Raw genomic sequence first — 25,102 nt, 5'->3', positions numbered from 1 at the left:
CCCATGACCGAGTCGCGACTTCCCGTCGTCGTCATTGCCGGCCGGCCGAACGTCGGCAAGTCGACGTTGTTCAATGCCTTGACCCGGACGCGCGACGCGCTGGTCGCCGATCAACCCGGCGTGACACGCGATCGCATCTACGGACGCGCCCGCCTCGACGGACGCGAGGTGCTGCTGGTCGACACGGGCGGACTGGACCCGGATGGGGACGGCCTGAACCAGCGCGCCCAGGCCCAGACTCGCGCCGCCCTCGACGAAGCCGACGTCGTGGTCTTCGTGGTCGACGGCCGGGCACCGGTCGGCGGCGAGGACTTCGAGATCGCTTCGGCGCTCCGGCGCCTGGACAAGCCGGTCCGCGTGGCCGTGAACAAGACCGACGGAATCGACCTCGATGGGGCGCTGGCCGAGGTGGCCGCCCTCGGGCTGCCGGGCCTGGTTCCGATCGCTGCCGCTCACCGGCGAGGCCTGGACGCCCTGGCCGGCGACATCGTCGAAGCGCTTCCGCCCGTACCCGCCGACGATGCGGTCGACCGTGCCGACGGCGATCGAATCCGCCTGGCCCTGATCGGCCGGCCCAACGTCGGCAAGTCGACGCTGCTCAACCGGCTGCTCGGTGAGGAACGTGCGGTCACCGCGAACCGGCCCGGCACGACCCGCGATCCGGTTCGCGCGGGCCTGGAGCGGGACGGCTGGTCCTACGACCTGGTCGACACGGCCGGAATCCGCCGCCGACGTTCCCAGCACGAAGCGGTCGAATCGCTGAGTACGCTGAAGGCGCTTCAGGCCATGGAACAGGCGGACGTGGTCTGCCTGCTGGTCGATGCGACCGAGGGGATCACCGACCAGGACGCACGCCTGGCCGGGCACGTGGTCGAGGCGGGGCGCGGGCTGGTGGTGGTATTCAACAAGTGGGACGGCCTCGACGAGAAGGCCCGCAACGAGATCCTGAAGGACGCCGCGGACGACCTGAAATTCGTTTCATGGGCGCCCGTGGTGATTCTTTCCGCGCTCCACGGCAGCGGCATCGGCGAGCTGCTCGACGCGGTCCAGACCGTCTATCGTGCTGCGTGCCAGAGCCCGGGATCCGGGGCGCTTTCGCGAACGCTGGAACAGGCGGTCGAGGCGCACGCCCCGCCGGTAGTCCAGCGATTCGCGCCGAAGCTCCGATTCGCCCACGCGGGCGGCAATTTCCCGACCCGCATCGTCATCCACGGCAACCGGACCGAACACGTGCAGCCGGCCTACCGTCGCTACCTGGTCAACCGGTTCCGCGACCGTTTCGAGCTGGTCGGCGTACCGATCCAGCTGATCTTCAGGGATTCCGTGAACCCGTACGCGGGACGCAAGAACACGCTGACCCCGAGGCAGGTCAAGCGCAGGCAACGGATCCGCAAGCGCAAACGCTGATGGCCGGACCGGAGCGCAAGGACCGCCTGACGCCGAGCGAGGCGCGCCGGGCCTTCGTCGATGGCGCGATCCGGCTCGTCGACATCCGTCGCCGCGATGAATGGCTGCTCGGTACCCCGAGCGGCGCGGAGCATCGAACGGTCGAGGAACTGCTCGCTGGAGCCGCCCCAGGCGCGCAGCGGGCCGTGCTGATCTGCGGTAGCGGACGGCGTTCGCGCGCCGGCGCCGATGCGCTTCGAGCCGCCGGGATCGATGCCGCCGATGTCGAAGGCGGGTTCGAGGCGTGGCGACGACACGCGTTGCCGGTCGACGTGCCCGACTCCGAACTCTCGCTGCGCGAACGCGAGCGCTACCAGCGGCACCTGGCGCTGCCGAGCTTCGGCGAAGCCGGGCAGCTCGCGCTGAAGCGCTCGCGCGTGCTGCTGGTGGGCTGCGGGGGCCTGGGGTCGCCGGCGGCCATGTACCTGGCCGCCGCCGGCGTTGGACGACTGACCCTGGTCGATGACGACCGGGTCGAGCGCAGCAACCTCCAGCGCCAGGTCATCCACGACGAGGCCGGCCTGGGCCGGGCCAAAGCCGCGTCGGCGCGCGAGCGCCTGGCGGCCCTCAATCCAGACGTGGAGCTAGCGGCAATCGACCAACGGCTCGACGAGAATCTGGCCGAACGGCTGGTCCCGGCCCACGACCTGGTGGTCGACGGCAGCGACAATTTTCCGACCCGCTGCGTGGTCAACCGGGCCTGCGTCCGGGCGCGCACGCCGCTGGTCTACGGCGCCGTGGAGCGCTTTGAAGGGCAGGTCGGCCTGTTCCACCCCGGCTCTCCCGATGGGGCGTGCTACCGGTGCCTGTTTCCGGACCTCGACGCCGAGTCCGCGGCCATGTCCTGTGCGGAAGCGGGCGTGCTCGGGGTGCTGCCCGGGATCATCGGCGCAATGCAGGCGCTCGAAGCGATCAAGTGGCTGACGGCCGATCGGGCGGGCGCGCCGGCCGCCTCGCTGCCGGTCGGTTGGGTCGCGACCTTCGAGGGGCTGGCAGGGCGCTGGCGCCGCTTCGACGTACCCCGGGATCCCGGCTGTCCCGAATGCGGTGTCGATCGCTCCGGCACGCAGCCGGGGCCCTGAACCCGGACTGGATCCGGGGATTCATCCCGGACTTGAACCTGGGCGAACTGCCCCTATCTTTCTCTCGAGGCCGCCGACAGGGGCCTCCGGAATCGGCCGATTCACGGCGATTTCCGACGGAACAACCAACCTATTGCTCATTGGAGGATAGACCCATGAACACGTTCGATCTGACCCCCCTGTACCGCACCGCGATCGGCTTCGACCGCCTGGCCGACATGCTCAGCAACGCTGCGCGCGTCGACGGCAACGGCTATCCGCCGTACAACATCGAGTCGCGCGGAGAAGACCAGTATCGGATCACCATGGCCGTGGCCGGCTTCTCGCAGGACGACATCGAAATCGTCAGCGAACAGAACACGCTCACGATCTCGGGCAAGAAGAGCGACGAGAACGAGCAGGACGGTGAATTCCTGTATCGGGGCATCGCCAATCGTTCCTTCGAGCGGCGCTTCCAGCTCGCCGATCACGTCCGCGTGGAAACCGCAACGATGGAGAACGGCCTGCTCCACATCGAGCTCCGGCGCGAACTGCCCGAGCGCATGAAGCCGCGCCGGATCGAGATCGGCGGTGGCGACCGGGTCCTCGAGGACGCGTCGGACCGCTCCGAAGCGGCCTGATCCATCCGGACCGGTGAACGACGCGGCGTTGCGCCGCTCGCTCTCCGCACGGTGAATGACCGACAGGGGCGCCGGCCCGTCCGGCGCCTTTTTCGTGTCCGCCCCGATCCCGGCGCGACCAGACATCCATGGTTGTCGAGCCTTGCCTGGCCTCCGACCACGGCGATCCGAGGAGGGCGCTGGCGGCTCGCCGCCGGCGCTCGATCAGTCGCCGGCCCGGGTTTCCCGTCGCATCAGGACGAATTCCTGCATGCCGTTGTTCAGCAGCATGGTTCGATCGACCTGCCAGTCGGGCATCGCCTTCTCCAGCGCTTTCGGGCTGTAGCGCGGCGCCGGTCGGGGACCGGGATCGGTCCGCTCGAAGAGAACGTCGCCGTCAGCGGTCAAGCGATAGTCGACCGGTGCCGCCGGCATCGCCTTGCTCGCGTAATGGATCAGGGCGTGCAGGCGTGCACCGCTGCGGGCGTGTCGAGCCAGTCGTGCGCCCAGGCGCTGGAGGTCGGCTGCGTCGAAATGATTCAGCCAGTCCCAGGCCAGCAGCACATCGAAGGTCTCGGGTGCCGGCGATCGCTCGAGCAGGTGGAAGGACACGGGCAGGGCGTCGTCGCGCGACTTCAGGGACAGGCGGGCCACCACCAGGCGATTCGGCCCGGCGGCCAGGCGATCGACCAGGGCCGGCTGGACTCCCCCGAAGTCCAGCCAGTGCTCCCGGTCGGCGCCGATTCGATCGAGGCGCTCCCTGAGCAGGGGCAGCCGCAGTCGCTCCTCGGTGGAGCCGTTTTCCGGATCCACCGGAATGGCGTCTCGCACTGCCGTCACGGCCGCTGCGCGCCGGCCCGGTCAGGCCGCGGAACTGGTCGAGTTGGCGGCGGCCGGCTTGGTCGACCCTGCGCTGCTCGACGACCGGTCCGAGGAGCCGTTGCCGGAAGGCTCGCCGGCAGACTTCGACGAGCTGGCGGCGGACTTCGACGAGCTGGCGGCGCCCTGGGCATTGCCGAAGGCTTTTCGGAAACTCTCGGTCTCGGTGTCCATATCGATTGCGCCGCGGAAACGCGCACCGTCATCGAGGCTGATCCGGGGCGCGTAGATGTTGCCCTCGATCCGGGCCGATTCGCGGATGCTGATCCGCTCCGAGGCATACAGGTCGCCGTTGACCTTGCCCTCGACCAGGATGGTATGGGCATAGACCCGGGCCTTGACCTCGCCCTGGGAGCCGATGGTCAGGGTGTTGCTGCGAAGTTGGACCGTTCCCGTGACGCGGCCCTCGACGACGAGATCCTCGTCGCCCTGCAGGTCGCCGTCGATCCGGATCGACGGTCCGATGGTCGCGACCTGGCCGCCGGTCCGGGCCGGTGCGGCCGTGCGCGGCGGTGGTTCGCTTCGATTCGTGGCGCTGGCTTCCGGCGCGCCGTCCTGGGCTTCCTTCTTGTTGAACATGGTCGTGTCCGTTGGGGGAGGGGGGAACGATCGAAACTACTCGCCGATCCGGAACCCGTCAAGCAGCAGAGGGGCGTTGAACGAGCGGCACGGCCCCCGTCCGAGACGTTCGGCACAGGAGCGCGTGCGGAACGTGCTGTGCCTCAAGTCAGCGTAGGGCGGACTCGATGACGTCGAGCGCGCGATCGATCTGGTCCGTGGGGGTGTACCAGTGCGGGGACAAGCGCAGTCCTCCCGAGCGCGGCGCAGCGACCACGGACCCGGCGCGCAGTGCTGCAAGCACCCGGCGAGGGTCCCGACCGGTGCAGCGGAAGGTCACGATCCCGGCGCGCCGTCGGTCGTCGCCCGGGGTCAGGACGTCGATGCCGGGCAGTGCGGCCAGGCCGTCGATCAGGCGGCGGGTGGCGGCCAGCAGTCGAGCGCCACGCTCGGCCGCCGGAGTGGACAGCAGAAGACCGAGCGCTGCATCCAGGCCGTGGATTCCGGCCGTGTTCAGGGTGCCCGGTTCGAAGCGTCGCGCGTGCCGGGGAATGGAGGTGTCGTCCCGGTCGAAATCGAACATGTCGGGCCACATCCGCCAGCCGGTCTGGACCGGGCGCAGTCGGTCGCGCGCATCCGGCGCGGACCAGAACAGCGCCAGTCCCTCCGGCGCAAGCAGCCACTTGTGGCTTCCGGCCACGACGAAGTCCACGGGCAGGTCGCGAACCGCCAGCGGCAGCGCCCCGAGCTGCTGGATCGCGTCGACCGCCAGCAGCGCCCCGGCTCGGCGGCAGGCCCGGCCGAGGCGATCGAGATCGAGCCGGATGCCGCTGTCGTAGCGGACCGACGAGACCGCAACGAGCCGCGTGCGCTCGTCCAGCGCATCGAGCAGCGCCGCCTCGGGGTCCGACGACGCGAACGGAACCTCCACGACGTCCACGTGATCGGGAAGCAGCTGCACCCAGGGCAGGCGGTTGCTGGGAAACTCGCCGGCCAGGAAGAGCATGCGATCGCCGGGTCGCCAGTCCAGCCCGGCGGCGATCAGCGAAAGGCCTTCCGAGGTATTCTTGACCAGCGCGACGTCGTCGGCACTTTCCGCCTCGAGCAGCCGGGCCGCGCGCTCGCGCAAGCGCCGTTCGGTCGCCAGCCAGCGGTCGTAGTGCATGGGGCCGTGGGCGGCGTTGTCGTCGACGAAGGCCCGCATGGCCCGGATCACCGCCGCCGGCCACGGCGAAATCGCCGCGTGATTGAGCCAGACCTCGCGCTCGAGCACCGGGAAATCGTTCGGATCGATCATGTCGCAAGCTCCAGATCAGCGGAATCGAGACGGTCGCGCAGGGAAGGCATCGGAGGACCGGGCGAGACGCGCGCCGACACCGGGTCGGCCCAGCCCACCGTCCGATTCCCCGCGCCTGATCGCGCACGTCGACATGGATGCATTCTTCGCCAGCGTCGAACAGCGGGACCGACCCGAGCTGCGCGGTCGCCCCGTCATTGTAGGAGGCGACGGCGGGCGCGGGGTCGTCGCGGCGGCCAGCTACGAGGCGCGTCGCTATGGCGTCCACTCCGCGATGCCCTCGGCGCGCGCCCGGCGACTGTGTCCTCATGCAGTCTTCGTTCGCTCGCGACACGCGCACTACCGTGAGGTCTCGGGCCGGATCTTCGAGGTCTTCGAACGCCACGCGGATCGGGTCGAGGGCCTGAGCCTGGACGAGGCCTATCTCGATCTGGGAAACCGCCTGCCTGCCGGTGCGGACGACGCGGACGTGCTGTCGCTGGGACGGACCCTGAAACGCGACGTGTTCGAAGCCACCGGCCTGACCACGTCGGTCGGCCTGGCCCGGACCAAGCTGGTCGCCAAGCTGGCGTCCGACTACGACAAGCCCGACGGGCTGACCTGGATTCCCGACGCCTCGGTGCAGCGGTTTCTCGATCCTCTGCCGATCCGCCGACTGCCCGGTGTGGGACCGGCCACCGCAGCGAAGCTGCACGATGCCGGGATCTTCACCATCGGCCAGCTCCGCAAGGCGCCCGGGACCTGGCTGTCGGCCGTGCTGGGTCGGCAGGGCGAGCTGTTCCGTCAGCGAGCGGCCGGGATCGATCCGAGGGGCGTGGAGGGTGGGCGCCTACGCCGCTCGATCAGCCAGGAGTCGACCTTTCGCCGCGATCTGCACGATCTGGAGCAGATCGTCGAGGTGATCGACGAACAAGCCGCTGCCTGCGCCGATCGCCTGAAATCGCGCGGGCTGTACGCTCGAACGGTTCACCTGAAATTGCGTTCCGGCGGGTTCTCGACCCTGACCCGCAGCCGTGGTCTGGGCGGCTACACGCGGGACGCGGATACGCTCGCCGCAGCCGCCCGCGAACTCGCACGGGCGTGGGCCGGCTACCAGAGCCGGATCGGCGTGCGCCTGATCGGGGTCGGCGTGTCCGGCCTGGACGAACGGCCCGATCCGGGCCAGCTGCTCAAGGGCGAGCCCGCGTAAGCGCTCGGTTCAAGCGGTTTTCCATTCGTGGAAGCGGGATGCGAGCCGACCTTTCTCACAGTGCCGATGGACCGGGGCCCCTGCAGCGCCTCGGCGCTCAGCTGCTCCGCGCTTCGCCGAACTTGTCGCGGAGTTCGCGCCGCAGGATCTTGCCGACGTTGGTCTTCGGCAATTCGTCGACGAACTCGACGTAGCGGGGCACCTTGTAGCCGGTCAGCTCCTTCTTGCAATGGGCGCGCAGTTCGTCGACCGTGAGACTGTCGTCCTTGCGCACGACCACGACCTTGACCAGTTCGCCGGACTTGGCGTCCTCGACCCCGATCGCGCCGACCTCGAGCACCTTCGGATGGTCCGCGACGACGTCCTCGATCTCGTTCGGGTAGACGTTGAACCCCGACACGAGAATCATGTCCTTCTTGCGGTCGACGATGAAGAAGAACCCGTTCTCGTCTCGGCAGGCCATGTCGCCGGTCTTCAGCCACCCCTCGTCGTCGAGCACCTTGGCGGTCTCTTCGGGTCGCTGCCAGTACCCCTTCATCACCTGGGGGCCGCGAATGCAGAGCTCGCCGGGCTCGCCGACGGCGACCTCGTTGCCCTCGGCGTCGATTACCCGCGCCTCGGTCGACGAGATCGGCAGGCCGATCGCCCCGTTGTAGTCCTTGAGGTTCATCGGGTTGATGCAGGCGGCGGGCGAGGTCTCGGTCAGGCCGTAGGCCTCGATCAGTGGAACGCCCGTGACCGATTTCCACCGTTCCGCCACCGCGCGCTGGACCGCCATGCCTCCGCCGAGGGTGAAGCGCAGGTTGCTGAAGTCGACGTCGTCGAAGCCGGGCGTGTTCAGCAGGCCGTTGAACAGGGTATTGACCCCGGTGATGGCGGTGAACGGCTCCTTCTTCAGCGCCTTGACGAAGCCGCCCATGTCGCGCGGATTGGTGATCAGCAGGTTGCGGCCGCCGAACTTGATGAACACCAGGCAATTCGCCGTGAGCGCGAAGATATGGTAGAGCGGCAGCGCGGTCACGATGATCTCCCGTCCCGCGTCGATCTTGCCGCCGAGCCACGCTGCGGACTGCTGGACGTTGGCGACGATGTTGCCGTGGGTCAACATCGCGCCCTTGGACACGCCCGTGGTGCCGCCGGTGTACTGGAGAAAGGCGAGGTCCTCGTGGTTCAGGGACGGACGATCGAGCTGCATCGACTCGCCGGCCTTGAGCACAGCGGTGAAACGCTTCGCGTCGGGCAGGTTGTAGTCGGGGACCTCCTTCTTGACCCGTCGCAGCACGAAATTGATCAGCGGACCCTTCGGAAAACCGAGCAGGTCGCCGACCGCGGTGACGAACACGTGGCGGCATTCGGGACAATCGGCGATCACGCTATCGAGCGTGTGGGCGAAATTCTCGAGCACCACGATGCCCTTCGCGCCGGAATCGTTGAGCTGGTGGCGGAGTTCGCGCGCGGTGTACAGCGGATTGGTATTGACCACGACGAGGCCGGCCCGGAGGATGCCGAACAGCGCGATCGGATACTGGAGGAGGTTCGGCATCATGACCGCGATGCGGTCGCCGGCCTCGAGACCCAGTGATTGCAGGTAGGCACCGAACGCGGCGCTCTTGCGGTCGAGGTCGCCGTAGGTCAGCTCCTTGCCGAAATTGACGTAGGCCACCTGGTCGCGGTACTGCGAGCAGCTGCTGTCGAAAATGTCCACCACGGACTTGAATTCGTCCATGTCGATTTCCGCAGGAACGCCGTCCGGATACTGGTCCAGCCAGGCTTTTTCGGTCATTGATCGGCCCTTCTTGTCGTTTTCGGTCTACCCGCCGCTAGAGTCGCATAGTCGAAGTCCGCAGACAAGGTCGAGCGGCCGGTGCAAGGGGTTCCGGCGGCGGCCGCCGGCCGCGTGGCAACGGGCGGGTTTGCCGCCGGCCATGCGGACGTTTATCATCCGAGGCGTTCGGCGTGGGCAGCGTCCCGTTCGAGCGCACTGGCGGAATCCGGAGTCGGCAGCATGGGCGAACAGAACGTGGAGCGCACGAACGACGAGGCCACCCGTCGTGCCTTCATGAAAGCATTGCTGAACGAAGTCCGCGCGATGGAGGACATGCTCGCGGCCGGCGTGTTCGAGAGCGATATCCGGCGGATCGGCGCGGAGCAGGAAATGTTCCTCGTCGACGGCGCCTACCGGCCGGCGATGACGGCCATGCGAGTGCTGGACGAAATCGACGATCCACGTTTCACTCACGAGCTCGGCCTGTTCAACCTGGAAGCGAACCTCTCGCCGCTCGAGCTCGGCGGCAACTGCCTTCGCAAGCTCGAGGAGGAGACCGACGAAGTCGTCGCGATCGCTCGCGAACATGCCGCCATGGTCGACTCCCAGGTGGCCCTGGTCGGCATCCTCCCGACGCTCACGCGCGATCACCTGACCCTCAACGCGATGGTGCCGACGGCGCGATACTTCGCCCTGAACGAAGCCCTTCTCCGGCTGCGAGGGTCCGACTTCCAGTTCGCCATCAAGGGCATCGATCAGCTCAACTTCCAGCACGACAACCTGATGCTGGAGGCCGCGAACACCAGCTTCCAGGTCCACTTCCAGGTCGGAGCCGGCGAATTCGCCTCGCTCTACAACGTGGCCCAGGCGGTCACCGGCCCGCTGCTGGCCGCCTGCGTCAATTCACCGATCCTGCTCGGCAAGCGCCTGTGGCACGAGAGCCGGATCGCCGTGTTCGAGAATTCCATCGACGCACGCTCCGAGGCCCACGCCGCACGGGGCCTGAAGCCGCGCGTCCATTTCGGCGATCACTGGATCGAGGAGTCGGTGATCGAGATCTTCAAGGAGGACATCGCGCGGTTCCGGGTGATCCTGACCACCGAATTCGAGGACGACCCGATCGGCATGGTCCGGCGCGGCGAGATCCCCCGGCTCAATGCCCTGCGCCTTCACAACGGAACGGTGTACCGCTGGAACCGAGCCTGTTACGGCATCTCCGACAACGGCAAGCCCCACCTGCGGATCGAGAACCGGGTCATTCCCTCGGGCCCGACGGTGGTCGACGAGGTCGCGAACGCGGCGTTCTTCTTCGGCATGATGTCGCGACTGTCGCACGCCATCGACGACATCCGCGACCACCTGAACTTCGCCGACGTCAAGAGCAACTTCATGTCGGCGGCCCGCGACGGGCTGCGCGCCCAGCAGGTCTGGTTCGACGAACGACAGATGCCGGCCCAGCAACTCATCCTCGACGAGCTCCTGCCGCTGGCGGACGAAGGCCTGCGCGAGGCGGGGATCGACCACGACGACATCGAGCGCTACCTCGGCGTCATCGAGCAGCGGGTCAGCAAGCGACGCACGGGAGCGCGTTGGCAGTTGAGTTCGCTGGAGAACATGGGCGAGGCGGGCAGCATGCACGAGCGGCTGCGGGCCCTGACCGCCAGCATGGTCGAGCAGCAGAAGAACGGCGGACCGGTCTCGGACTGGGCGCTGGCCGAGTTCTGCACCAACCAGGACTGGCGCGAGAGCTACCGGACCGTAGGCCAGTTCATGGCCACCGACCTGTTCACGGTCCGGCCCGACGACATCGTCGATTTCGCCGCCAGCCTGATGGAGTGGCGCTACGTTCGCCACGTGCCGGTCGAGGACGATGCGGGACGCCTGCTGGGCCTCGTCAGCCACCGCCAGCTCCTGCGTCTCGTGGCGCGGGGCGCGGACAAGGGCGAGGACGGCGAACCGGTGATGGTGCGCGACATCATGCGTCCGGACCCGAAGACCGTGCATCCCGAGACCACGACCGTCGATGCGATTCGCCTGATGCGCGAGAACAGGCTGTCCTGCCTGCCGGTGGTCGAGAACGACAAGCTGGTCGGCCTGGTCACCGAATACGACCTCATCGTCGTGGCCTCACGGCTGCTGGAGTCGGTGCTTGACGGCAACGACTGACGGTCCGGGGCTTCCCGGCCTTCGACGGGCAACCGGGGCGCCCCTGCTTCCGGTCATCGGCCTGGCCGTCCTGCTGGCCCTTTCCTGCCTGGCGACCGGTTGCGGGTCGCCGCCGCCCGCGGAAGAACGGATTTTCGCGATCATCGGGGAGATGGAAGTCGCCCTGGAGCGCGGCGAGGTCGACGACTTCATGGACCCGGTGGCCGATGATTTCATTGCCGGCAACCGCGGTCTCGACCGGCGCATGCTCGGCTTGCTGGTGCGGCGGGAACGAATGGCCCGGGAGCGGATCGCCGTCAGCCGCTTCGATACGGACGTGGTTCTTCGGGGCGAGGACCGGGCCACCGCGACCTTCACCGCCCTTGCCACCGGTGGCTCGGGGCTGCTGCCCGACGAGGGGCGCCTCTGGCGGATCGACACGGGATGGCGCCTCGACGACGGGGACTGGCGCCTGATCCACGCGGAGTGGCGCCCGGCCGGCGCCGGCTGACCGCGGCCGTTCTCAGGTTCTGAGAACGCCGCCACCGATCCTGCCCCCATGACCCTGTTTTCCGCCGTCGCCCAGTTCGATGCCTGGTTCGCCGAGGCCGTGGGGGCCCCGACGCCGATCCAGCAACAGGCCTGGCCGGCGCTCCGGAGCGGCCGCCACGCCTTGCTGATCGCCGGTACCGGACAGGGCAAGAGCCTGGCTGCATGGCGGCCCGTGGCCGAGCGTCTGGTCGATCGGCCGGACGCGGTCCGGGGCGTCCGGGCCCTGCACATCGCTCCGCTCAAGGCGCTGGCACGGGACATGCTGAACAACCTGGGGCCGCTGCTCGACGCCGCCGGCGAATTGCGCGGCCGGCCGGTCCGACGCGACCTGCGCTGCGGTGACACGCCGGTTGCCGACCGGCGCGCCCAGGTGCGCCGCCCACCGGAGGTCCTGAGCACGACTCCGGAGACGCTCTTCGTCCTGCTCGGTTCCCCGAGCGGACGGCGGATGCTCCGGACCCTGGAAACCGTCGTCGTCGACGAAGTGCACGCCCTGGCCCCCGGTCGACGTGGCGCACACCTGGCGCTCAGTCTCGCCCGCCTCGACGTGCTGTGCGGTCGAGCCGTGCACCGGATCGGACTGTCGGCGACCGCCGAACCGGTCGATGCACTCGCGTGCTGGCTGGGCGGCGAAGAGCGGGTCGAGGTGATCGCGCCCGAGACGAACCGCGATCAAGCGCCGCGGTTGATCGTCGAGCGGCCCGGGCCCGCGCTCGGCGCCTACGCGGGCACCGCGCTGTGGGAGGCGATCCACGAACGGCTGGCCACGCTGGCCGGGCGCGACGGCGGCCTGCTGGTGTTCTGCCAGACCCGGGCGCAGGTCGAGCGGACCGCCCTCGCGCTCGGAGAGCGGCTCGGCCACGAGCGCGTCGGGGCCCACCACGGCAGCCTGGACAGTGCCTGCCGGACGGACGTCGAGGCCCGGTTCCGCGAGGGCCGCCTGGACGTGCTGGTCGGCAGCGCTTCGCTGGAACTCGGCCTCGACCTCGGCACCATCGAGCGGGTGGCTCAGCTCGGCTCGCCGGGCGGCCTGAACGCGCTGCGTCAGCGTGCCGGGCGCAGCCGCCACCGCCCGGGGCAGCGGTCGGTGCTGCACTGGTTCCCGCTGACGCGCCACCAGCTGCTCGAAGTCGAAGCCGTCGAGGACGCACTGCGCGCGGGCGCGATGGATCGACTGACGGCCAGCCCGGGTTATCGCGACGTGCTGGCCCAGCAGCTGGTCGCCATGGTCGCCGCCGACGGCGTCGATTCGATCGACGCCGCGCTGGATCGAATCCGGCGAGCGTGGCCGTGGCGTTCGCTGACGCGCGAGTCGCTGGCGAAGGTCGTCGAGGTGCTGGTGGACGCGGGCGTCGGGCTGCCTGCGGCCCAGCGCACGACCTGGCTGCTGCGCGCCGGGGACGATCGGCTGGTCGTGCCGCCGGGAGCCCGACAGCGCGTACTCGCAAACGCCGGCACGATTCCCGAGTGGTTCGAGTACACGGTCATGGACGTGGTCGCCGGTGAGGCGGTCGGCCGGCTCGACGAGGAGTTCGCCTTCGAGTCCTCGCCCGGTCAGGTCATCCAGCTCGGCCATCGCGCCTTCCGGATTCTCCGCGTGCGCTGCGGCCGGGTCGAGGTCGAGCCGGCCGAGGACGAACCGGCCGCCGCGCTGCCGTTCTGGTTCGGCGAAGGCGCCGGACGCACCGACGCGGTCAGCCGGTCGATGCTCAAGGCGATCGAGCGGGGATCGCGCCGTCCGGAAACGCAGCGATGGCTGGCCGAAGCAGAAGCCGCCCTGGGTGCGCTGCCCGCGCCCGATCGACTGGTCGTCGAGCGCTTCCTCGACCCGAACGGCGACCGCCACCTGGTGCTGCATACGCTGGCCGGGGCGAGAGTGAACCGTGCCTGGGGCCTGGCCCTGCGCAAGCGCTTCTGTCGGCAGTTCAACTTCGAACTCCAGGCCGCAGCGACCGACGACGGCGTGCTGATCTCGCTGGGCGTGACGAGCGACTTCGAGGTCGCCGACGTGGTCGGGTTCGTCCGCGCTTCGAACGTGCGGGCCGTGTTGACCCAGGCACTGCTCGACACGCCGCTGTTCCTGACCCGCTTCCGCTGGGCCGCCAATACGGCGCTGGTCCTGCCGCGCGTGGACGCAGCCGGCCCGGTGCCCGCTCAACAGCAGCGGAGCCGCACCGAGAACCTGGTCGCGCAGGTGTTTCCGGACCAGCTGGCCTGCCTGGAAAACCTTGCCGGGCCGCGCGAAGTGCCCGATCATCCGCTGGTCCACCAGGCCCTCGATGATTGCCTGCACGACTACATGGACCTGGACGGCCTCACCACGCTGCTCGAAGCGGTCGAACAGGGCCGTATGGCCGTCCATGCGGTCGATCTCGATCGGCCCTCGGTACTCGCCGAGGGCCTGATCCACGCGCCGCGCCACAGCTTCCTCGACGAGGCGGCCGCCGAAGAACGCCGCACCCGGAGCTTCGAGCCGGTGCCGGGACGCGCCGGCGCCGGCCCTGGCCGAACGCCGCCCGGTTCCCGTGGGGTGGCCGCTGAAACGGCCCGTCCCCTGCCCGCGGATCGGCCCACGCGCGAGCGAGACGCCTCGTTCCGGCCGACGCTCGACGACCGCTGCGACGCGCTCGAGAAACTGCTGGGTACCGCGGGTTTCCTGACCGTGCGCGAAGGCGAGCGGGGCGTGGGGATGGCCGGGTCGTGCCGGGCCGGGGGCTGGACGCGCCGCTTCTCGGAACTGGTTCGTCAGCGCCGCGCCGTCGCCCTGCGTTTCGGCGACGGCAAGCCGCAGCTGTGGGTCCGCCTGGACCGGCTCGGGCTGGTGCGACGGGCCTGGCCCGATCTCGTTCCGTCGCCCTGGGTGTCCGACGCGCTGGTTCCGGCCTGCGACAAGGCCCGGCGCGACGCGTTTCGCGAGCTGAACAGGCGCCGGAGCCGGCTGGGCCTGGGCTGGCCATCGGCATTGCCGTCGACCCCGGGTTCCGGCGGTTCGCCGTGCCCGCGACGGGACGAGGCCCCGACCGGCGCTTCGTCGAGCGCAGGGACCGGCTCGAAGCGCTCGGACCACGTCGTTGCGCGGCGTGCGGCATCGGCGGGGACGGAGCCGGCTTGACGGACGCACGCGACGAATCCGATACAATGAGCGGTTGATTCGAAGTGAGTTCATCCATGCCCGAGGTCTCCGCAGGAAGCCCGATCCCGATTACCGTGAAAAGCGGTGAAAAGGTGCGCAAGCCCCAGGGGTTCACCGCGATCCGTGACGGCATCAAGGCCCGTCGCGACGCCGCGCCCGAGCCGATCGGCCGCAAGCCCGATTGGCTGCGGGTGCGTTTGCCGTCCGGCGGCAAGTACGAAGACGTCAAGGCCAACGTCAGCAAGCATGCACTGGCCACGGTCTGCGCCGAATCGAAGTGTCCGAACATCGGTGAGTGCTGGAGCGCCGGCACGGCGACGATCATGTTGATGGGCGATGTCTGCACGCGCGCCTGCCGCTTCTGCTCCGTCGATACCGGCAATCCGCGCGGATGGCTGGACGCCGACGAGCCGGCCAATGCGGCCGAGTCGGTCCGCTTGATGGACCTGCGATACATCGTGCTGACGTCCGTCGATCGCGACGACCTGCCGGACGGCGGGGCGGGGCACTATGCCGCCTGCATCCGCGCAATCAAGAAATCCAACCCGAACACCGCCGTGGAAGCGCTGACGCCGGATTTCCAGGGGCGCCACGCCTGTGTCGAGACCGTGGTCGACTCGGGGCTCGAAGTCTTCGCTCAGAATGTCGAGACGGTCCGCCGACTGACCCACCCGGTGCGCGATCCACGCGCATCCTATGAGCAGACCCTCGATGTGCTGGCCCACGCCAAGCGTCACCGCCCGGAGGTGCTGACCAAGACCAGCCTCATGCTCGGCCTCGGCGAAACCGACGACGAGGTGATCGAATGCATGGACGACCTGCGATCGATCGGCGTCGATATCGTCACCTTCGGCCAGTACCTGCGTCCGACGATGAATCACCTGCCGGTGGACCGCTACGTGACCCCGGACACGTTCCGCCGGTTTCGCGAGATCGGTCTCGAGAAGGGCTTCCTGGAAGTCGTTTCGGGACCGCTGGTGCGATCGAGCTACCGGGCCGAGCGAGTCCTCGAGAAGAACAACTGCGGGCTGGAATGAGCGCCCGATGACCGTGCCGGCTGCCGACGAGGTCGAACGCCTCCGGGCGATGCTGGAGCAGGCCCGGCAGGAACGTCGCACGCTGACCTACCGCGAAGTCGCCGATGCGCTCCGGGTCGAAGCACCGCATCGCATCCACCGCGTCACCGCGCTGGTCGAAGGACTGTTCGAAGCGGATGCAGCCGCCGGCAGACCATCGGCCGCCGCGCTGGTCGTCAGCCGGGTACGGAACGGCCGACCGGCCCCGGGTTTCTTCGAGCACGCCCGACGGCTGGGCCTGTACCGCGGCGACGACCCGGACGCGTTCCACGATGCGCTACTCGCCGGCCTGTTCGAGCAGACGCCAGCGAGCTGATGCGGGCATGGCGAGGCACCCACGCCGGCACACGAGTGCTGTCAGACCTTCAGAGACGCGTCACGAGACCGGGTATCTGGCCCGACTGCTGCTGATCGCGGCGACCGCGTCGATCGTTGCATGCAGCGGCTCCGATTCCGATTTTCGATCCTCGCCACCGGCGGCCGAGCGGGAAGCCCACGTCGTACGCGCCCCCGGCGGCGATCGCAGCGATCCCTACTACTGGATTCGCGACGATCGCCGGCAGGACGCTCGGGTGCTCGAACTGATCCGGGCGGAAAACGCACACACGGCCCGGGCGTTGGCCCGACTGGCGCCGCTGGTCGGCACGCTCGAAACCGAACTGGCGAACCGGGTCCCCGCCGAGCACCGGGAGGCTCCGTTCCACCGGGACGGCTACTGGTACTACACCCGCTATGCGCCGGGCGCCGATCATCCGGTGCTGGCCCGACGCCGGGGCAGCCTGGCGGCGCCGGAGGAAATTCTCCTCGACGGCCATCGCCTCGCCAGGGCGCATTCGCAGTTCCGTCTTGCCGGCTGGGACATCAGCCCGGACGGCACGCGCCTGCTCTGGCTGGAGGGTACCCGTACCGGCCGTCAGTTCAGGCTACGGATCCGCGACCTCGAGACCGGCGAGCTACACGACCCCGGAATCGACGGAATCTCGTCGGCCAGCTGGAGCCCGGATGGCCGGACGATCCTGATGGTCGAGAACGACCCGCAGACCCTGCGCGCGTTCCGAGTCCGGCGCCTGGATCCCGGACCCGGCCGGGTATCGACCGTGTACACCGAGGCCGACACCGCGTTCCGGGCGACGGTCGGACGGAGCCGATCGGGTCGCTACAACCTCGTCGAGCTGGAGTCCACCGACAGCAGCGAACTGCGCTTCATCGACGGGTCGGCGTCCGATGCGGAACTCCGGGTGTTCCTCTCCCGGTCACCGGGGCACCGATACCAGGCCGATCACGTCGGTGACCACTGGTTCATCCGGACCAATCGCGATGCGCCGAACTTCCGCATCATGCGGGCCGGTCCGGACGGCCACGACCGACCGTCGTCGTGGACCGAACTGGTCGGCCATCGGGACCAGGTGTTCATCGCCGAATTCGATCCCTTCGAGACCTTCCTGGCCTTCGCCGAACGGTCCGACGGGCAGCGCAGGATCCGGGTGCTGGACTTCGCCGGGCAGGGCGACCGGCGGATCGAATTCGACGAGGACGTTCATGTCGTGCAGCTCGGACGCAACCCGGACCCGACGCGGCGACGTGTGCAATACGTCTACACCTCGCCGACCACGCCGCAGACGACCTGGGAACTGGACCTGGACAGCGGCGTTCGGCGCCTGATCAACCGGTTCGATGTCGGTGGCGGGTTCGATTCGGGGGACTACCGGGTCCGGCGACTGTGGGCGACGGCGCGAGACGGTACGGCCATCCCGGTTTCGCTGGCCTGGCACGAGGACACGCCGCTGGACGGAACGGCGCCCCTGCTCCAGACGGCCTACGGTGCCTACGGCCGCTCGGAAGAGCCCGGCTTCTCCGCGGAGCGCCTCAGCCTGCTCGATCGCGGGATGGTGTTCGCGATCGCCCACGTACGGGGCGGCCAGGAACTGGGGCGCGACTGGTACGAGCAGGGGCGGCTGCTGAACAAGCGGAACAGCTTCACCGACTTCATCGACGTGACCCGGCACCTGGTCGACGAGCGGCTGGTCGATGCCGATCGCGTGTTCGCTTCCGGCGCGAGCGCGGGCGGGCTGCTGGTCGCCGCGGTGGCCAATATGGCCCCGGACCGCTACGCCGGCATCGTCGCTGCCGTGCCGTTCGTCGACGTGGTCACGACCATGCTCGACGAATCGATTCCCTTGACCAGCTTCGAGTTCTCCGAGTGGGGCGATCCGAGGCAACCCGAGGTGTATCGGTACATGCTGTCGTACTCGCCGTACGACAACGTGCAGCGGCGCGATTACCCACCCATGCTGGTGACCGCAGGGCTCTGGGACTCACAGGTCCAGTACTGGGAGCCGGTCAAGTGGGTGGCCCGCCTGCGGCACCGCAAGACGGACGCGAATCCCTTGTTGCTCGCGGTGGACCTGGAGGCAGGCCACGGCGGCCGGTCCGGCCGCTACGGGCGCCTGGAAACCCGGGCGAAGGAGTACGCCTTCGTGCTCGACCTGGCCGGTCTGGGCGAGTAGGGCGCCATGCGCTGGCTGCGGCTCAAGTTCCTGCAGGGTTCGCGCCAGCACCGCGGGCGCATCCGAGCCTGGCTCGCCCGCCACCCACGAGTGACGGCGCTGCTCGAGCGCGGCGGCAGTCTGCACTTCGACGAGTTCGCGCTGGCCCGCGGCGTGTCGTTGGGCCTGTTCGTCGGACTGACGCCGACGGTCGGCATCCAGACCGCGATGATGATCGTCGGGTCACTCGCGTTTCGAGCCAATTTCCCGGCGGCGTTCGTCGTTTCGTTCGTCAGCAATCCCGTGACCATGGCCCCGCTGTACTACGGGTTCAATCGCCTGGGCCAGTGGATGATGTCCTGGCTCCCGATGCCGCGGGCGGCATCGAGAACCCTGGGCGACGCGATCGCCGAGGAAACGGTCGCAACGCTGATCGGGAGCATGGGGGTCGCCATCCCGGCGGCGATCGTGGGCTATTTCGGCTTCCTCTGGCTCTGGCGGCGGCTCGGGCTGCACCTGCCGATCCGGAAGGCTCCGGGCCAGGAACGACCGGCATCCGATCGGGAACCCAGGGCCTGATCGGCCGCCGCGTTCAGACCGGGCTCTCGATCTCGCTGCCGGGCAGCACCAGCTCGCGCAGCCGCACGGGGTTGTGGATGATGTGGCCCTGGAGATAATCGATACCGATCTGCTTGAGACGGATCAGCACCTCGACGCTCTCGACCGACTCGGCAATCGTTTCCAGTCCGGCGACCCGCGCAATCTCGTGAACCGAGCGCACCATGGCGTGATCCAGTTCGCTGTGGGCCAGCTCGCGCACGAAGCCGCCGTCGATCTTGACCAGGTCGACCGGTAGCTGCTTCAGGTAATCGAAGGTCGACAGTCCCTTTCCGAAGTCATCGAGCGCGATCTGGCAGCCAAGGTCGCGCAGTGCGGTGAAGAATTCGCGCGCCCCCTCGAGGCTGGTGATCGCGGCCGATTCGGTGATCTCGAAGCACAGCTTTTCCGGCGGCACGCCGCGCGAGCGGATTCGCTCGATCAGGCCGGGCAGCACGGTGGCGCAGTCGACGGACTGACCGGACAGGTTGATGTGCCAGGCGTGAATCCGGTCGTCGCGGCATTCGAAGGCGCGGATTTCGTCGAGCACGTTGTCGATGACCCAACGATCGACGGTCCGCGCGATGTGGAAGCGTTCCGCCGCCTCCATGAACTGGCTTGCCGTGTGCAGTTCGTCGTCGTCGCCCCGCAGCCGCAGCAGCAGTTCGCAGCGATAGCGGTCGCCGTTCAACGGTTTGATCAACTGGCCGTGGAAGCGCAAGCGTCCCCGCGACAACGCCTGGTTGATCCGGTGCACCCAGCTCATTTCGGCGTGACGCCGTCGCGAGGACGACCGCTCTTCGGAGTGGACCTGCAGCCGATTGCGGCCCTGTTCCTTGGCTTCATGGCAGGCGATGTTGACCTGCTGCAGAAGGACCGCCGCGTCGTGATTGCCCGAGTGGATCGGCACCAATCCGATGCTGGCGCTGATCGTGATCGGGCGCTCCTCCCAGTGGAACTCGAAGGCGGCGATCGTTTCGCGGATGCGTTCGGCAACGTCGTTCGCGAGATCGACCGGGCAGTCCATCAACAGCACCCCGAACTCGTCGCCGTCGAGACGCGCGAGCAGGTCCATCTCGCGCAGGCACTCCTGGACTCGCTCGGTCAGGCGCACGAGCAGCGCATCACCGGCCAGGTGGTCGAAGGAATCGTTGACGACCTTGAACTGGTCGAGATCGACGAGGCACAGCGCATGCTGTCCACCACGGTGGGCCACCGAGTGCAGGACGCGGTTCAACTGTCGCTCGAACTCGCGCCGGTTCGGCAGACCCGTGAGCTGATCGTGGGCCGCCTGGTAGGCCAGTTCTCCAGCCAGCCGGTGCGGTTCCGAGATGTCTTCCAGGACCACGACCTGCAGGTCGCGCTTGCCCCGGCCTTCCGACGCGGCATGGAGCCGGGCGAGCGAAAGCTTGCCCCAGACGCTTTCCCCGTCCGGGCCGAGGTAACGGCTTTCCAGGTCCCCGTGCGCGCCCTCGTCGGTTGCGCCGTCGGCGACGAACTTCCGCAGTGCGGTCCGGTCCTCGGCATGGGAAAAGTGGCTGAGGGGCCGGCCGCGCAATTCACCGGATTCGCGACGCAGCAATCGGCACAGGGCGTCATTGACTTCGACCAGGGTGCTGTCTCGGTCGATCAGCGCCATGCCGACCGGCGCTTTCTCGAAGGTGGTCCAGAACCGGGTTTCCGATCGCCGCATCCCGCGGACCGCCCAGGCCATCGCGAGCAGCAGCAGGAGTGCGACCACGACGACCGCGGTCAGCGCGATCCCGCGGGCCCGATCGACGAGTTCCCGCGCCGCCCGCCCGATGGCCGCCGAAAAGCGGGCCGCCTCGCGTTCCAGGTTGCGGTCGATCAGCGCGAGTTCGTCGCGCACCGAGCTCAGCATCGTCGACGAGCGGCCCGGCTGGTTCCAGAGCGTCTCGAGTTCGTCGGCCAGTCGCTCCAGGCGCAGGATCCAGGTGTCGCTCTCGCGCCAGATCGACCAGGCGAGGCGCAGCGATGAACTGCGCTCCAGGTGCCGATGCAAGCGGATCAGCCGTTCCACGTCCTCCGGGTGGTTTCCGCCGTCCAGGAAGCCTGCACGAGCGCGCTGGAGTTCCTGTGGCGAGGCATCGAGCGCGCGACGTGCTTCGCGGACCGCAAGCGGGACGCGAAGTCGCTCGCGTGCGGTCCGTAGGTCATCGGGGCTGCCGGTCTCCGCATAGCGATCGAGGTGGAAGACCACGTCCTGCTGGGCGCGCGACCACAGGCTCTCGCCGGCCACGAACGCTCTTGCGCCCGACATCAGGTCAAGCACGACGACCGCGGTGCCGCCGCCGGCAGCCGCCAGGACCAGCACCAGGGCGATGACCGGGGCCACGCGCAGCGCGGCCCGCGATCGATTGAACAGGCGACGCCGGCGTCCGCGCCCCGTCATCGTTCGCGCCCCGCCGAAAGCCGGAGCCGCACGTGAACGACGCCCGGCGCATCGGGCTCCTCCAGACAGTCGAACCCCAGTTGTCGGGCCAACTCCAGCATCCGCTCGTTCTCCACCATGACCCGGCCGTAGACGGCGGCCAGACGCTTCTTCCGGCACCACTCGATGATGCGGGTCAGCAGGTACCGTCCGAGCCCGACACCACCGAGTTCTCGCCCGACGGTCAGCGCAAATTCGGCCGAGCGGTCGTTCCCGTCGACCGGGCCGGAAATTCCGACCTCGTCGATCGCCGCCCGCGCGACCGCACCGATTCGCGCCTCGTTCGGCGGGCGGGCTTCGGTCACCACCAGTGCGAACGCGCGAGCGGGGTCGAGCGTGCTCAGCGACTTCGCAAATTCCGGAGACAACTCCTTGATCGGATGAAAGAACCTAAAGCGGATTTCGGCGGGTGTCAATTCCCGGAAGGAACTGCGGAGGCGGTCGGCGTCGGCCGGCTCGATCGGCCGGATCAGCAGCCTGCGTCCGTCGTCCAGCCGGACCGCCTCGCACCACGGGCGTCCGAGCGGAAACCGCTCGAATCGATAGCTGCCTCCGCGACCGCGCCCCGGACTCATGCCGGTATCATGCCACGGCATTCCACCAACGCCTACGGCAGGGTCGGCCCATGAGCGATACCGTTCCGGACCCCGTGCTCGATCCCGCGGAGCGGCGCCTGGTCGCACGGGCACGCGCTGCGATCGAGGCCGGAGCGGGCGGTGATCCGGCACTCCGCATGCGCCTTAGGAACCGGGCCGAACGCTACCGCGAACTGGCGAAGCGATCGCGTCTCGGCGGTGCGGCTGGAGAGGTCGAGGATGCCGATCGCCGGTGCATCCTGTTCGAATCGCTCCATCGCGCGCTGCTTGCGCAGTGCCCGGATCAGTCCGCCGGTTGATCGCCGGCCGATCCGATCGGCACCGCTCCGATCCCGTCCACGGCTTTGGACTCGCGTCCGGCCACGAGGGCCGCGTCCCAGAACGCCCGGTCGAGTTCACCGACCGCGCGCGATTCGGCGTTCATCAGAAGCACCAGTCCGAGATCGAGTTCGTGCGACAGGGCGATCTCGGCACGGTAGCCGGCCAGCCAGCCGCTGTGGATCGCCAGCTCGCGACCGTCGATTCGATAGATGCGCCAGCCCAGGCCGTAGTGGGCGTCGTCGAGCACGCCCCGCCAGTGACGGTTGCGCAGCTCGCGCGCTGTCCGCACGCGCGGTGTCAGAACGTCCCGAATGACCGGTACGGGGACCACGTCCGGGCGGTGGCCGAGCATGGCGATCGCCCACTGGGCCATGTCGACCACGCTGGCATTGACCCCGGCGGCCGAGCTGACCTGGTAGTAGGTCCTGCGCGGGGCGGCCTGTTGCCAGCCGCTGCGGGTCTTCAGGTGGGGCAGGGCACGGTTCTCGACCGCCATGAACGCGTCGTAGCCGATCGACGCCCGCTGCATGCCCAGCGGCTCGAACAGGCGCTGGCGGACCAGCGTTGGATAGGGGACCGAGGTCGCCTGTTCGACGACCTCCTCGACCAGGCTGAACACGCTGTTCTGGTAGCTGTAGCACGCCCCGGGCGGGCAGATCGGCTCGATCTCGGAAAAGCGCGGATAGATCTCCCGGCGCGAGCGCCCGGCCTCGATCAGGTTGTCGTAGGCGTTCGGCACGAAGCCCGACCGCTGGCCGAGGACGTCCTGGATCGTCAGTCGCTCGGAGCCCGGCCCCCGGTAGCCGAAGGACGGCGCGTAGGGGGCAATCGGCTCCTCGAGGGCGATCCGCCCCTCGTGCGCCAGCAGTGCGGCCAGCGTGCCCGCGAAGCCCTTCGAGACCGACGCGATCCGGAACACGGTCGCCGGGTCGACCGGCCGCGAGCGTCGTTGGTCGACGTGGCCGTAGGTGCCGAGACCGAGCACCCGCCCGCGGTGCACCACGACCCAGGCCGCGCCCGGTATCCGCTCCTCGGCCACCGCGCGCTTGAAGCGGTCCTCGAACTCGGACAGCGCCGGTGCGAAGTCCACCGCGTCGAGTGCGGTTTCGGCCAGCCCCGGCCGCGCGGACAGCGCCATCGGGCCCAGGCAAAGCAGGGCCAGGAGGGCGTATCGGAGTGCCGTTTCCCTCCGGCGGCCGGACCGTTTCCGTCGCGGCGTCATTCGTCCACCTGCGGCGGCTTGCGCAGGCGCCGGATCGCCTGCTTGTGGCGCTTGTCCGACAAGCGCTTCTCCCGCTGGGCGCGCGACGGGCGGGTCTTGATCCGCCGCTTCGGCGGGCGGCTGGCCCGTTCGATCATCGCGGCCAGCCGGCGGCGCGCCTCGACCCGGTTGCGGTACTGGCTCCGGCTCGATTCGCTGCGGATCGTGATCACGCCGTCCTGGTCGGCGAGCTGCCCGGCCGCCTCGATCAGCCGATCGCGGATCGGATCGGTGAGAAACCTGCTGGCGCGCGCATCGAAGCGCAGCTGGACCGCGGTTTCGGACCGGTTGACATGCTGTCCGCCCGGCCCGGAGGCCCGGATGAACTTCTCCTCGAGCTCGTCCTCCGGCGGCAGGTGGCGCGGGCGCGGCGCGTCGACGCTCATGGCGACGCCCCGCGACGGGGCGTTGCGGTGACCGCGGCGAGCCGATCGACCGCCGCGTCCAGGGTTTCGTCGGTCTTGGCGAAGCAGAACCGGAGCACCCGATCGTCCCGCCGATCGGCGTGAAAGACCGAGACCGGGATCGCTGCGACGCCGGCGGTCTCGATCAGCCAGTCGGCCATTTCCGTGTCGGGACGCTCCGAGATCGCGCTGTAGTCGAGCAGCTGGAAATAGGTGCCCGGGCAGGGCAGCAGGTGCCACGACGAGCCCTTCAGGCCGGTGCGGAATCGATCTCGCCGTGCCTGGTAGAAGGCCGGCAGCTCGAGATGGAACCGCGGATCGGCCATGAACCCGGCGATCGCGTGCTGCATCGGCGTGGACACGGCAAAGGTCACGAACTGGTGCACCTTGCGGAATTCCGTTGTCAGCGCACGCGGCGCGACGCAGTAGCCGATCTTCCATCCCGTCGTGTGATAGGTCTTGCCGAAGGAGGAGACGGCGAAGCTCCGCTCGCGCAGTTCGGGGTGCGAAAGCACGCTGGCATGCGCCGCGCCGTCGAAGACGATGTGCTCGTACACTTCGTCCGACAGCAGGTAGCAGCCCGAATCGCGCAACAGGCCGGCCAGCCGATCGAGGTCTTCCGCGGCCAGGACCGCTCCGGTCGGGTTGTGCGGGCTGTTGATCACGACCATCCGCGTGTCCGGGCCGATCGCCGCCTCGAGGCGGTCGAAGTCGATCCCGTAGTGCGGAGCGACCAGCGGCAGGTGGGTGCAGCGACCGCCGGCCAGGCGCACGGCCGGTTCGTAGCTGTCGTACGCCGGATCGAACACGATCACCTCGTCGCCGGGCCGGACCGTCGCCTGGATCGCAACGAACAGCGCCTCGGTCGCGCCGCAGGTCACCGTGATCTCCCTGTCCGGATCGACCCGGGCGCCGTAGCAGGCCGCAACCTTCTCGGCGATCCGCTCGCGCAAGAGCGGCAGGCCCGGCATCGGTGCGTACTGGTTGTGCCCATCGGCCATGGCCTGCTCGACGCGCTGGCGCAGCGGTTCGGGGCAGGCGAAGTCGGGGAAGCCTTGCGCGAGGTTCAACGCATCGTGTTGTTGCGCCTTCTGCGACATCACGGCGAAGATCGTGGTGCCGACGTCGGGCAGCTTGGAGTCGATGCGGGTCGCGCCCATCGCGGTTCTCGGGGCTCCGGGTAGGGGTGGGAGGGGCACGAGTATAGCGAGGGGCCATCGAGGTTGCGGCACCGCTCGCGGAGATGCGAGACAATAGGGCAACG

The 25,102-nt window shown here is 68.9% G+C and carries 21 protein-coding genes; 12 read left to right on the top strand and 9 right to left on the bottom strand.

Annotated features, from left to right (window positions below; genetic code table 11):
* Nucleotides 1–3: 3 nt before the first annotated feature.
* The 3 genes from der (at nucleotide 4) to KUV67_00280 (ending at nucleotide 3,148) form a co-directional block, all read left to right on the top strand.
* Nucleotides 4–1,407, top strand: coding sequence for a ribosome biogenesis GTPase Der (gene der, locus KUV67_00290; protein MBY6203314.1), 1,404 nt, complete (start codon nucleotides 4–6; stop codon nucleotides 1,405–1,407).
* Nucleotides 1,407–2,528 carry a molybdopterin-synthase adenylyltransferase MoeB gene (gene moeB / locus KUV67_00285; GenBank protein ID MBY6203313.1) on the top strand — a complete coding sequence of 374 codons (1,122 nt, stop codon included), beginning with the start codon at nucleotides 1,407–1,409 and terminating at the stop codon, nucleotides 2,526–2,528. Before der ends, moeB begins: the two co-directional genes overlap by 1 nt.
* 155 nt (nucleotides 2,529–2,683) lie before the next feature.
* On the top strand, nucleotides 2,684–3,148 hold the full coding sequence (locus tag KUV67_00280; protein MBY6203312.1) for an Hsp20 family protein: 465 nt from the start codon (nucleotides 2,684–2,686) through the stop codon (nucleotides 3,146–3,148).
* A 204-nt stretch (nucleotides 3,149–3,352) separates the two neighbouring features.
* On the opposite strand, the gene KUV67_00275 is transcribed toward KUV67_00280, so the two are convergent.
* The 3 genes from KUV67_00275 to KUV67_00265 all read right to left on the bottom strand — a co-directional run bounded on the left by KUV67_00275 (nucleotide 3,353) and on the right by KUV67_00265 (nucleotide 5,861).
* Nucleotides 3,353–3,967: a hypothetical protein gene (locus KUV67_00275; GenBank protein ID MBY6203311.1), complete on the bottom strand. Its 615-nt coding sequence runs from the start codon at nucleotides 3,965–3,967 to the stop codon at nucleotides 3,353–3,355.
* 21 nt (nucleotides 3,968–3,988) lie between these two features.
* The gene (locus KUV67_00270) at nucleotides 3,989–4,585 is read right to left on the bottom strand and encodes a polymer-forming cytoskeletal protein (protein ID MBY6203310.1); all 597 of its coding nucleotides are present in this window, start codon (nucleotides 4,583–4,585) and stop codon (nucleotides 3,989–3,991) included.
* A gap of 148 nt (nucleotides 4,586–4,733) precedes the next feature.
* The gene (locus KUV67_00265; GenBank protein ID MBY6203309.1) at nucleotides 4,734–5,861 is read right to left on the bottom strand and encodes an aminotransferase class V-fold PLP-dependent enzyme; all 1,128 of its coding nucleotides are present in this window, start codon (nucleotides 5,859–5,861) and stop codon (nucleotides 4,734–4,736) included.
* 133 nt (nucleotides 5,862–5,994) lie between these two features.
* Between KUV67_00265 and KUV67_00260 the strand changes: the two genes are divergently transcribed.
* Entirely contained in the window at nucleotides 5,995–7,050 is a 1,056-nt protein-coding gene (locus KUV67_00260; protein ID MBY6203308.1) for a DNA polymerase IV, read from the top strand.
* Nucleotides 7,051–7,147: 97 nt separating this feature from the next.
* On the opposite strand, the gene KUV67_00255 is transcribed toward KUV67_00260, so the two are convergent.
* Nucleotides 7,148–8,833: an AMP-binding protein gene (locus KUV67_00255; GenBank protein ID MBY6203307.1), complete on the bottom strand. Its 1,686-nt coding sequence runs from the start codon at nucleotides 8,831–8,833 to the stop codon at nucleotides 7,148–7,150.
* 222 nt (nucleotides 8,834–9,055) lie between these two features.
* Here KUV67_00255 and KUV67_00250 point away from each other — a divergent pair, with 222 nt between their 5' ends.
* Genes KUV67_00250 through KUV67_00220 form a run of 7 tightly spaced genes read left to right on the top strand, consistent with a single transcriptional unit; the run spans nucleotide 9,056 to nucleotide 18,786 of the window.
* Entirely contained in the window at nucleotides 9,056–10,981 is a 1,926-nt protein-coding gene (locus KUV67_00250; GenBank protein ID MBY6203306.1) for a CBS domain-containing protein, read from the top strand.
* Nucleotides 10,965–11,471 carry a hypothetical protein gene (locus tag KUV67_00245; GenBank protein MBY6203305.1) on the top strand — a complete coding sequence of 169 codons (507 nt, stop codon included), beginning with the start codon at nucleotides 10,965–10,967 and terminating at the stop codon, nucleotides 11,469–11,471. The genes KUV67_00250 and KUV67_00245 overlap by 17 nt, the downstream gene beginning before the upstream one ends.
* 48 nt (nucleotides 11,472–11,519) lie before the next feature.
* Nucleotides 11,520–14,624, top strand: a complete 3,105-nt coding sequence (locus KUV67_00240) for a DEAD/DEAH box helicase (GenBank protein ID MBY6203304.1) — start codon at nucleotides 11,520–11,522, stop codon at nucleotides 14,622–14,624.
* A 56-nt stretch (nucleotides 14,625–14,680) separates the two neighbouring features.
* Nucleotides 14,681–15,682 carry a lipoyl synthase gene (gene lipA, locus KUV67_00235; GenBank protein ID MBY6203303.1) on the top strand — a complete coding sequence of 334 codons (1,002 nt, stop codon included), beginning with the start codon at nucleotides 14,681–14,683 and terminating at the stop codon, nucleotides 15,680–15,682.
* Nucleotides 15,683–15,689: 7 nt separating this feature from the next.
* Entirely contained in the window at nucleotides 15,690–16,037 is a 348-nt protein-coding gene (locus tag KUV67_00230) for a hypothetical protein (protein MBY6203302.1), read from the top strand.
* A gap of 7 nt (nucleotides 16,038–16,044) precedes the next feature.
* Nucleotides 16,045–18,228, top strand: coding sequence for a S9 family peptidase (locus KUV67_00225; protein MBY6203301.1), 2,184 nt, complete (start codon nucleotides 16,045–16,047; stop codon nucleotides 18,226–18,228).
* 6 nt (nucleotides 18,229–18,234) lie between these two features.
* Nucleotides 18,235–18,786 carry a DUF2062 domain-containing protein gene (locus KUV67_00220; protein ID MBY6203300.1) on the top strand — a complete coding sequence of 184 codons (552 nt, stop codon included), beginning with the start codon at nucleotides 18,235–18,237 and terminating at the stop codon, nucleotides 18,784–18,786.
* 13 nt (nucleotides 18,787–18,799) lie between these two features.
* Here the strand turns inward: KUV67_00220 and KUV67_00215 are convergent, their stop codons facing one another.
* A complete protein-coding gene (locus KUV67_00215) occupies nucleotides 18,800–21,217 on the bottom strand; it encodes an EAL domain-containing protein (GenBank protein MBY6203299.1) in 2,418 nt (805 codons plus the stop codon).
* Entirely contained in the window at nucleotides 21,214–21,831 is a 618-nt protein-coding gene (locus tag KUV67_00210; protein ID MBY6203298.1) for a GNAT family N-acetyltransferase, read from the bottom strand. The genes KUV67_00215 and KUV67_00210 overlap by 4 nt, the downstream gene beginning before the upstream one ends.
* 50 nt (nucleotides 21,832–21,881) lie before the next feature.
* On the opposite strand from KUV67_00210, the gene KUV67_00205 reads away from it, so the two are divergent.
* Complete coding sequence (locus tag KUV67_00205; protein ID MBY6203297.1) at nucleotides 21,882–22,151, top strand: hypothetical protein; 270 nt, start codon at nucleotides 21,882–21,884, stop codon at nucleotides 22,149–22,151.
* Here KUV67_00205 and KUV67_00200 read toward each other — a convergent pair.
* The 3 genes from KUV67_00200 to KUV67_00190 are packed head-to-tail and all read right to left on the bottom strand — an operon-like array spanning nucleotide 22,136 to nucleotide 24,998.
* On the bottom strand, nucleotides 22,136–23,395 hold the full coding sequence (locus KUV67_00200; GenBank protein ID MBY6203296.1) for a beta-lactamase family protein: 1,260 nt from the start codon (nucleotides 23,393–23,395) through the stop codon (nucleotides 22,136–22,138). The genes KUV67_00205 and KUV67_00200 overlap by 16 nt on opposite strands.
* On the bottom strand, nucleotides 23,392–23,820 hold the full coding sequence (arfB, locus tag KUV67_00195; GenBank protein ID MBY6203295.1) for an aminoacyl-tRNA hydrolase: 429 nt from the start codon (nucleotides 23,818–23,820) through the stop codon (nucleotides 23,392–23,394). Before arfB ends, KUV67_00200 begins: the two co-directional genes overlap by 4 nt.
* On the bottom strand, nucleotides 23,817–24,998 hold the full coding sequence (locus KUV67_00190; protein MBY6203294.1) for a pyridoxal phosphate-dependent aminotransferase: 1,182 nt from the start codon (nucleotides 24,996–24,998) through the stop codon (nucleotides 23,817–23,819). The genes arfB and KUV67_00190 overlap by 4 nt, the downstream gene beginning before the upstream one ends.
* Between the last annotated feature and the right edge of the window lie 104 nt (nucleotides 24,999–25,102).

The organism is Halomonas denitrificans, from assembly GCA_019800895.1.
Taxonomy (GTDB): Bacteria; Pseudomonadota; Gammaproteobacteria; order Xanthomonadales; family Wenzhouxiangellaceae.
Note: the sequence above shows the minus strand (reverse complement) of the source record. Positions and strands in the feature narration are given on the sequence as shown.

What these genes read in the sequence shown, in the direction of transcription:
- KUV67_00200 (MBY6203296.1), bottom strand. Translation starts at nt 23,395, where the DNA reads ATGACGCCGCGACGGAAACGGTCCGGCCGCCGGAGGGAAACGGCACTC.
- KUV67_00265 (MBY6203309.1), bottom strand. Translation starts at nt 5,861, where the DNA reads ATGATCGATCCGAACGATTTCCCGGTGCTCGAGCGCGAGGTCTGGCTC.
- KUV67_00220 (MBY6203300.1), top strand. Translation starts at nt 18,235, where the DNA reads ATGCGCTGGCTGCGGCTCAAGTTCCTGCAGGGTTCGCGCCAGCACCGC.
- arfB (MBY6203295.1), bottom strand. Translation starts at nt 23,820, where the DNA reads ATGAGCGTCGACGCGCCGCGCCCGCGCCACCTGCCGCCGGAGGACGAG.
- KUV67_00280 (MBY6203312.1), top strand. Translation starts at nt 2,684, where the DNA reads ATGAACACGTTCGATCTGACCCCCCTGTACCGCACCGCGATCGGCTTC.
- KUV67_00190 (MBY6203294.1), bottom strand. Translation starts at nt 24,998, where the DNA reads ATGGGCGCGACCCGCATCGACTCCAAGCTGCCCGACGTCGGCACCACG.
- KUV67_00230 (MBY6203302.1), top strand. Translation starts at nt 15,690, where the DNA reads ATGACCGTGCCGGCTGCCGACGAGGTCGAACGCCTCCGGGCGATGCTG.
- KUV67_00260 (MBY6203308.1), top strand. Translation starts at nt 5,995, where the DNA reads ATGGATGCATTCTTCGCCAGCGTCGAACAGCGGGACCGACCCGAGCTG.
- lipA (MBY6203303.1), top strand. Translation starts at nt 14,681, where the DNA reads ATGCCCGAGGTCTCCGCAGGAAGCCCGATCCCGATTACCGTGAAAAGC.
- KUV67_00255 (MBY6203307.1), bottom strand. Translation starts at nt 8,833, where the DNA reads ATGACCGAAAAAGCCTGGCTGGACCAGTATCCGGACGGCGTTCCTGCG.
- der (MBY6203314.1), top strand. Translation starts at nt 4, where the DNA reads ATGACCGAGTCGCGACTTCCCGTCGTCGTCATTGCCGGCCGGCCGAAC.
- KUV67_00205 (MBY6203297.1), top strand. Translation starts at nt 21,882, where the DNA reads ATGAGCGATACCGTTCCGGACCCCGTGCTCGATCCCGCGGAGCGGCGC.
- moeB (MBY6203313.1), top strand. Translation starts at nt 1,407, where the DNA reads ATGGCCGGACCGGAGCGCAAGGACCGCCTGACGCCGAGCGAGGCGCGC.
- KUV67_00225 (MBY6203301.1), top strand. Translation starts at nt 16,045, where the DNA reads ATGGCGAGGCACCCACGCCGGCACACGAGTGCTGTCAGACCTTCAGAG.
- KUV67_00210 (MBY6203298.1), bottom strand. Translation starts at nt 21,831, where the DNA reads ATGAGTCCGGGGCGCGGTCGCGGAGGCAGCTATCGATTCGAGCGGTTT.
- KUV67_00250 (MBY6203306.1), top strand. Translation starts at nt 9,056, where the DNA reads ATGGGCGAACAGAACGTGGAGCGCACGAACGACGAGGCCACCCGTCGT.
- KUV67_00270 (MBY6203310.1), bottom strand. Translation starts at nt 4,585, where the DNA reads ATGTTCAACAAGAAGGAAGCCCAGGACGGCGCGCCGGAAGCCAGCGCC.
- KUV67_00215 (MBY6203299.1), bottom strand. Translation starts at nt 21,217, where the DNA reads ATGACGGGGCGCGGACGCCGGCGTCGCCTGTTCAATCGATCGCGGGCC.
- KUV67_00240 (MBY6203304.1), top strand. Translation starts at nt 11,520, where the DNA reads ATGACCCTGTTTTCCGCCGTCGCCCAGTTCGATGCCTGGTTCGCCGAG.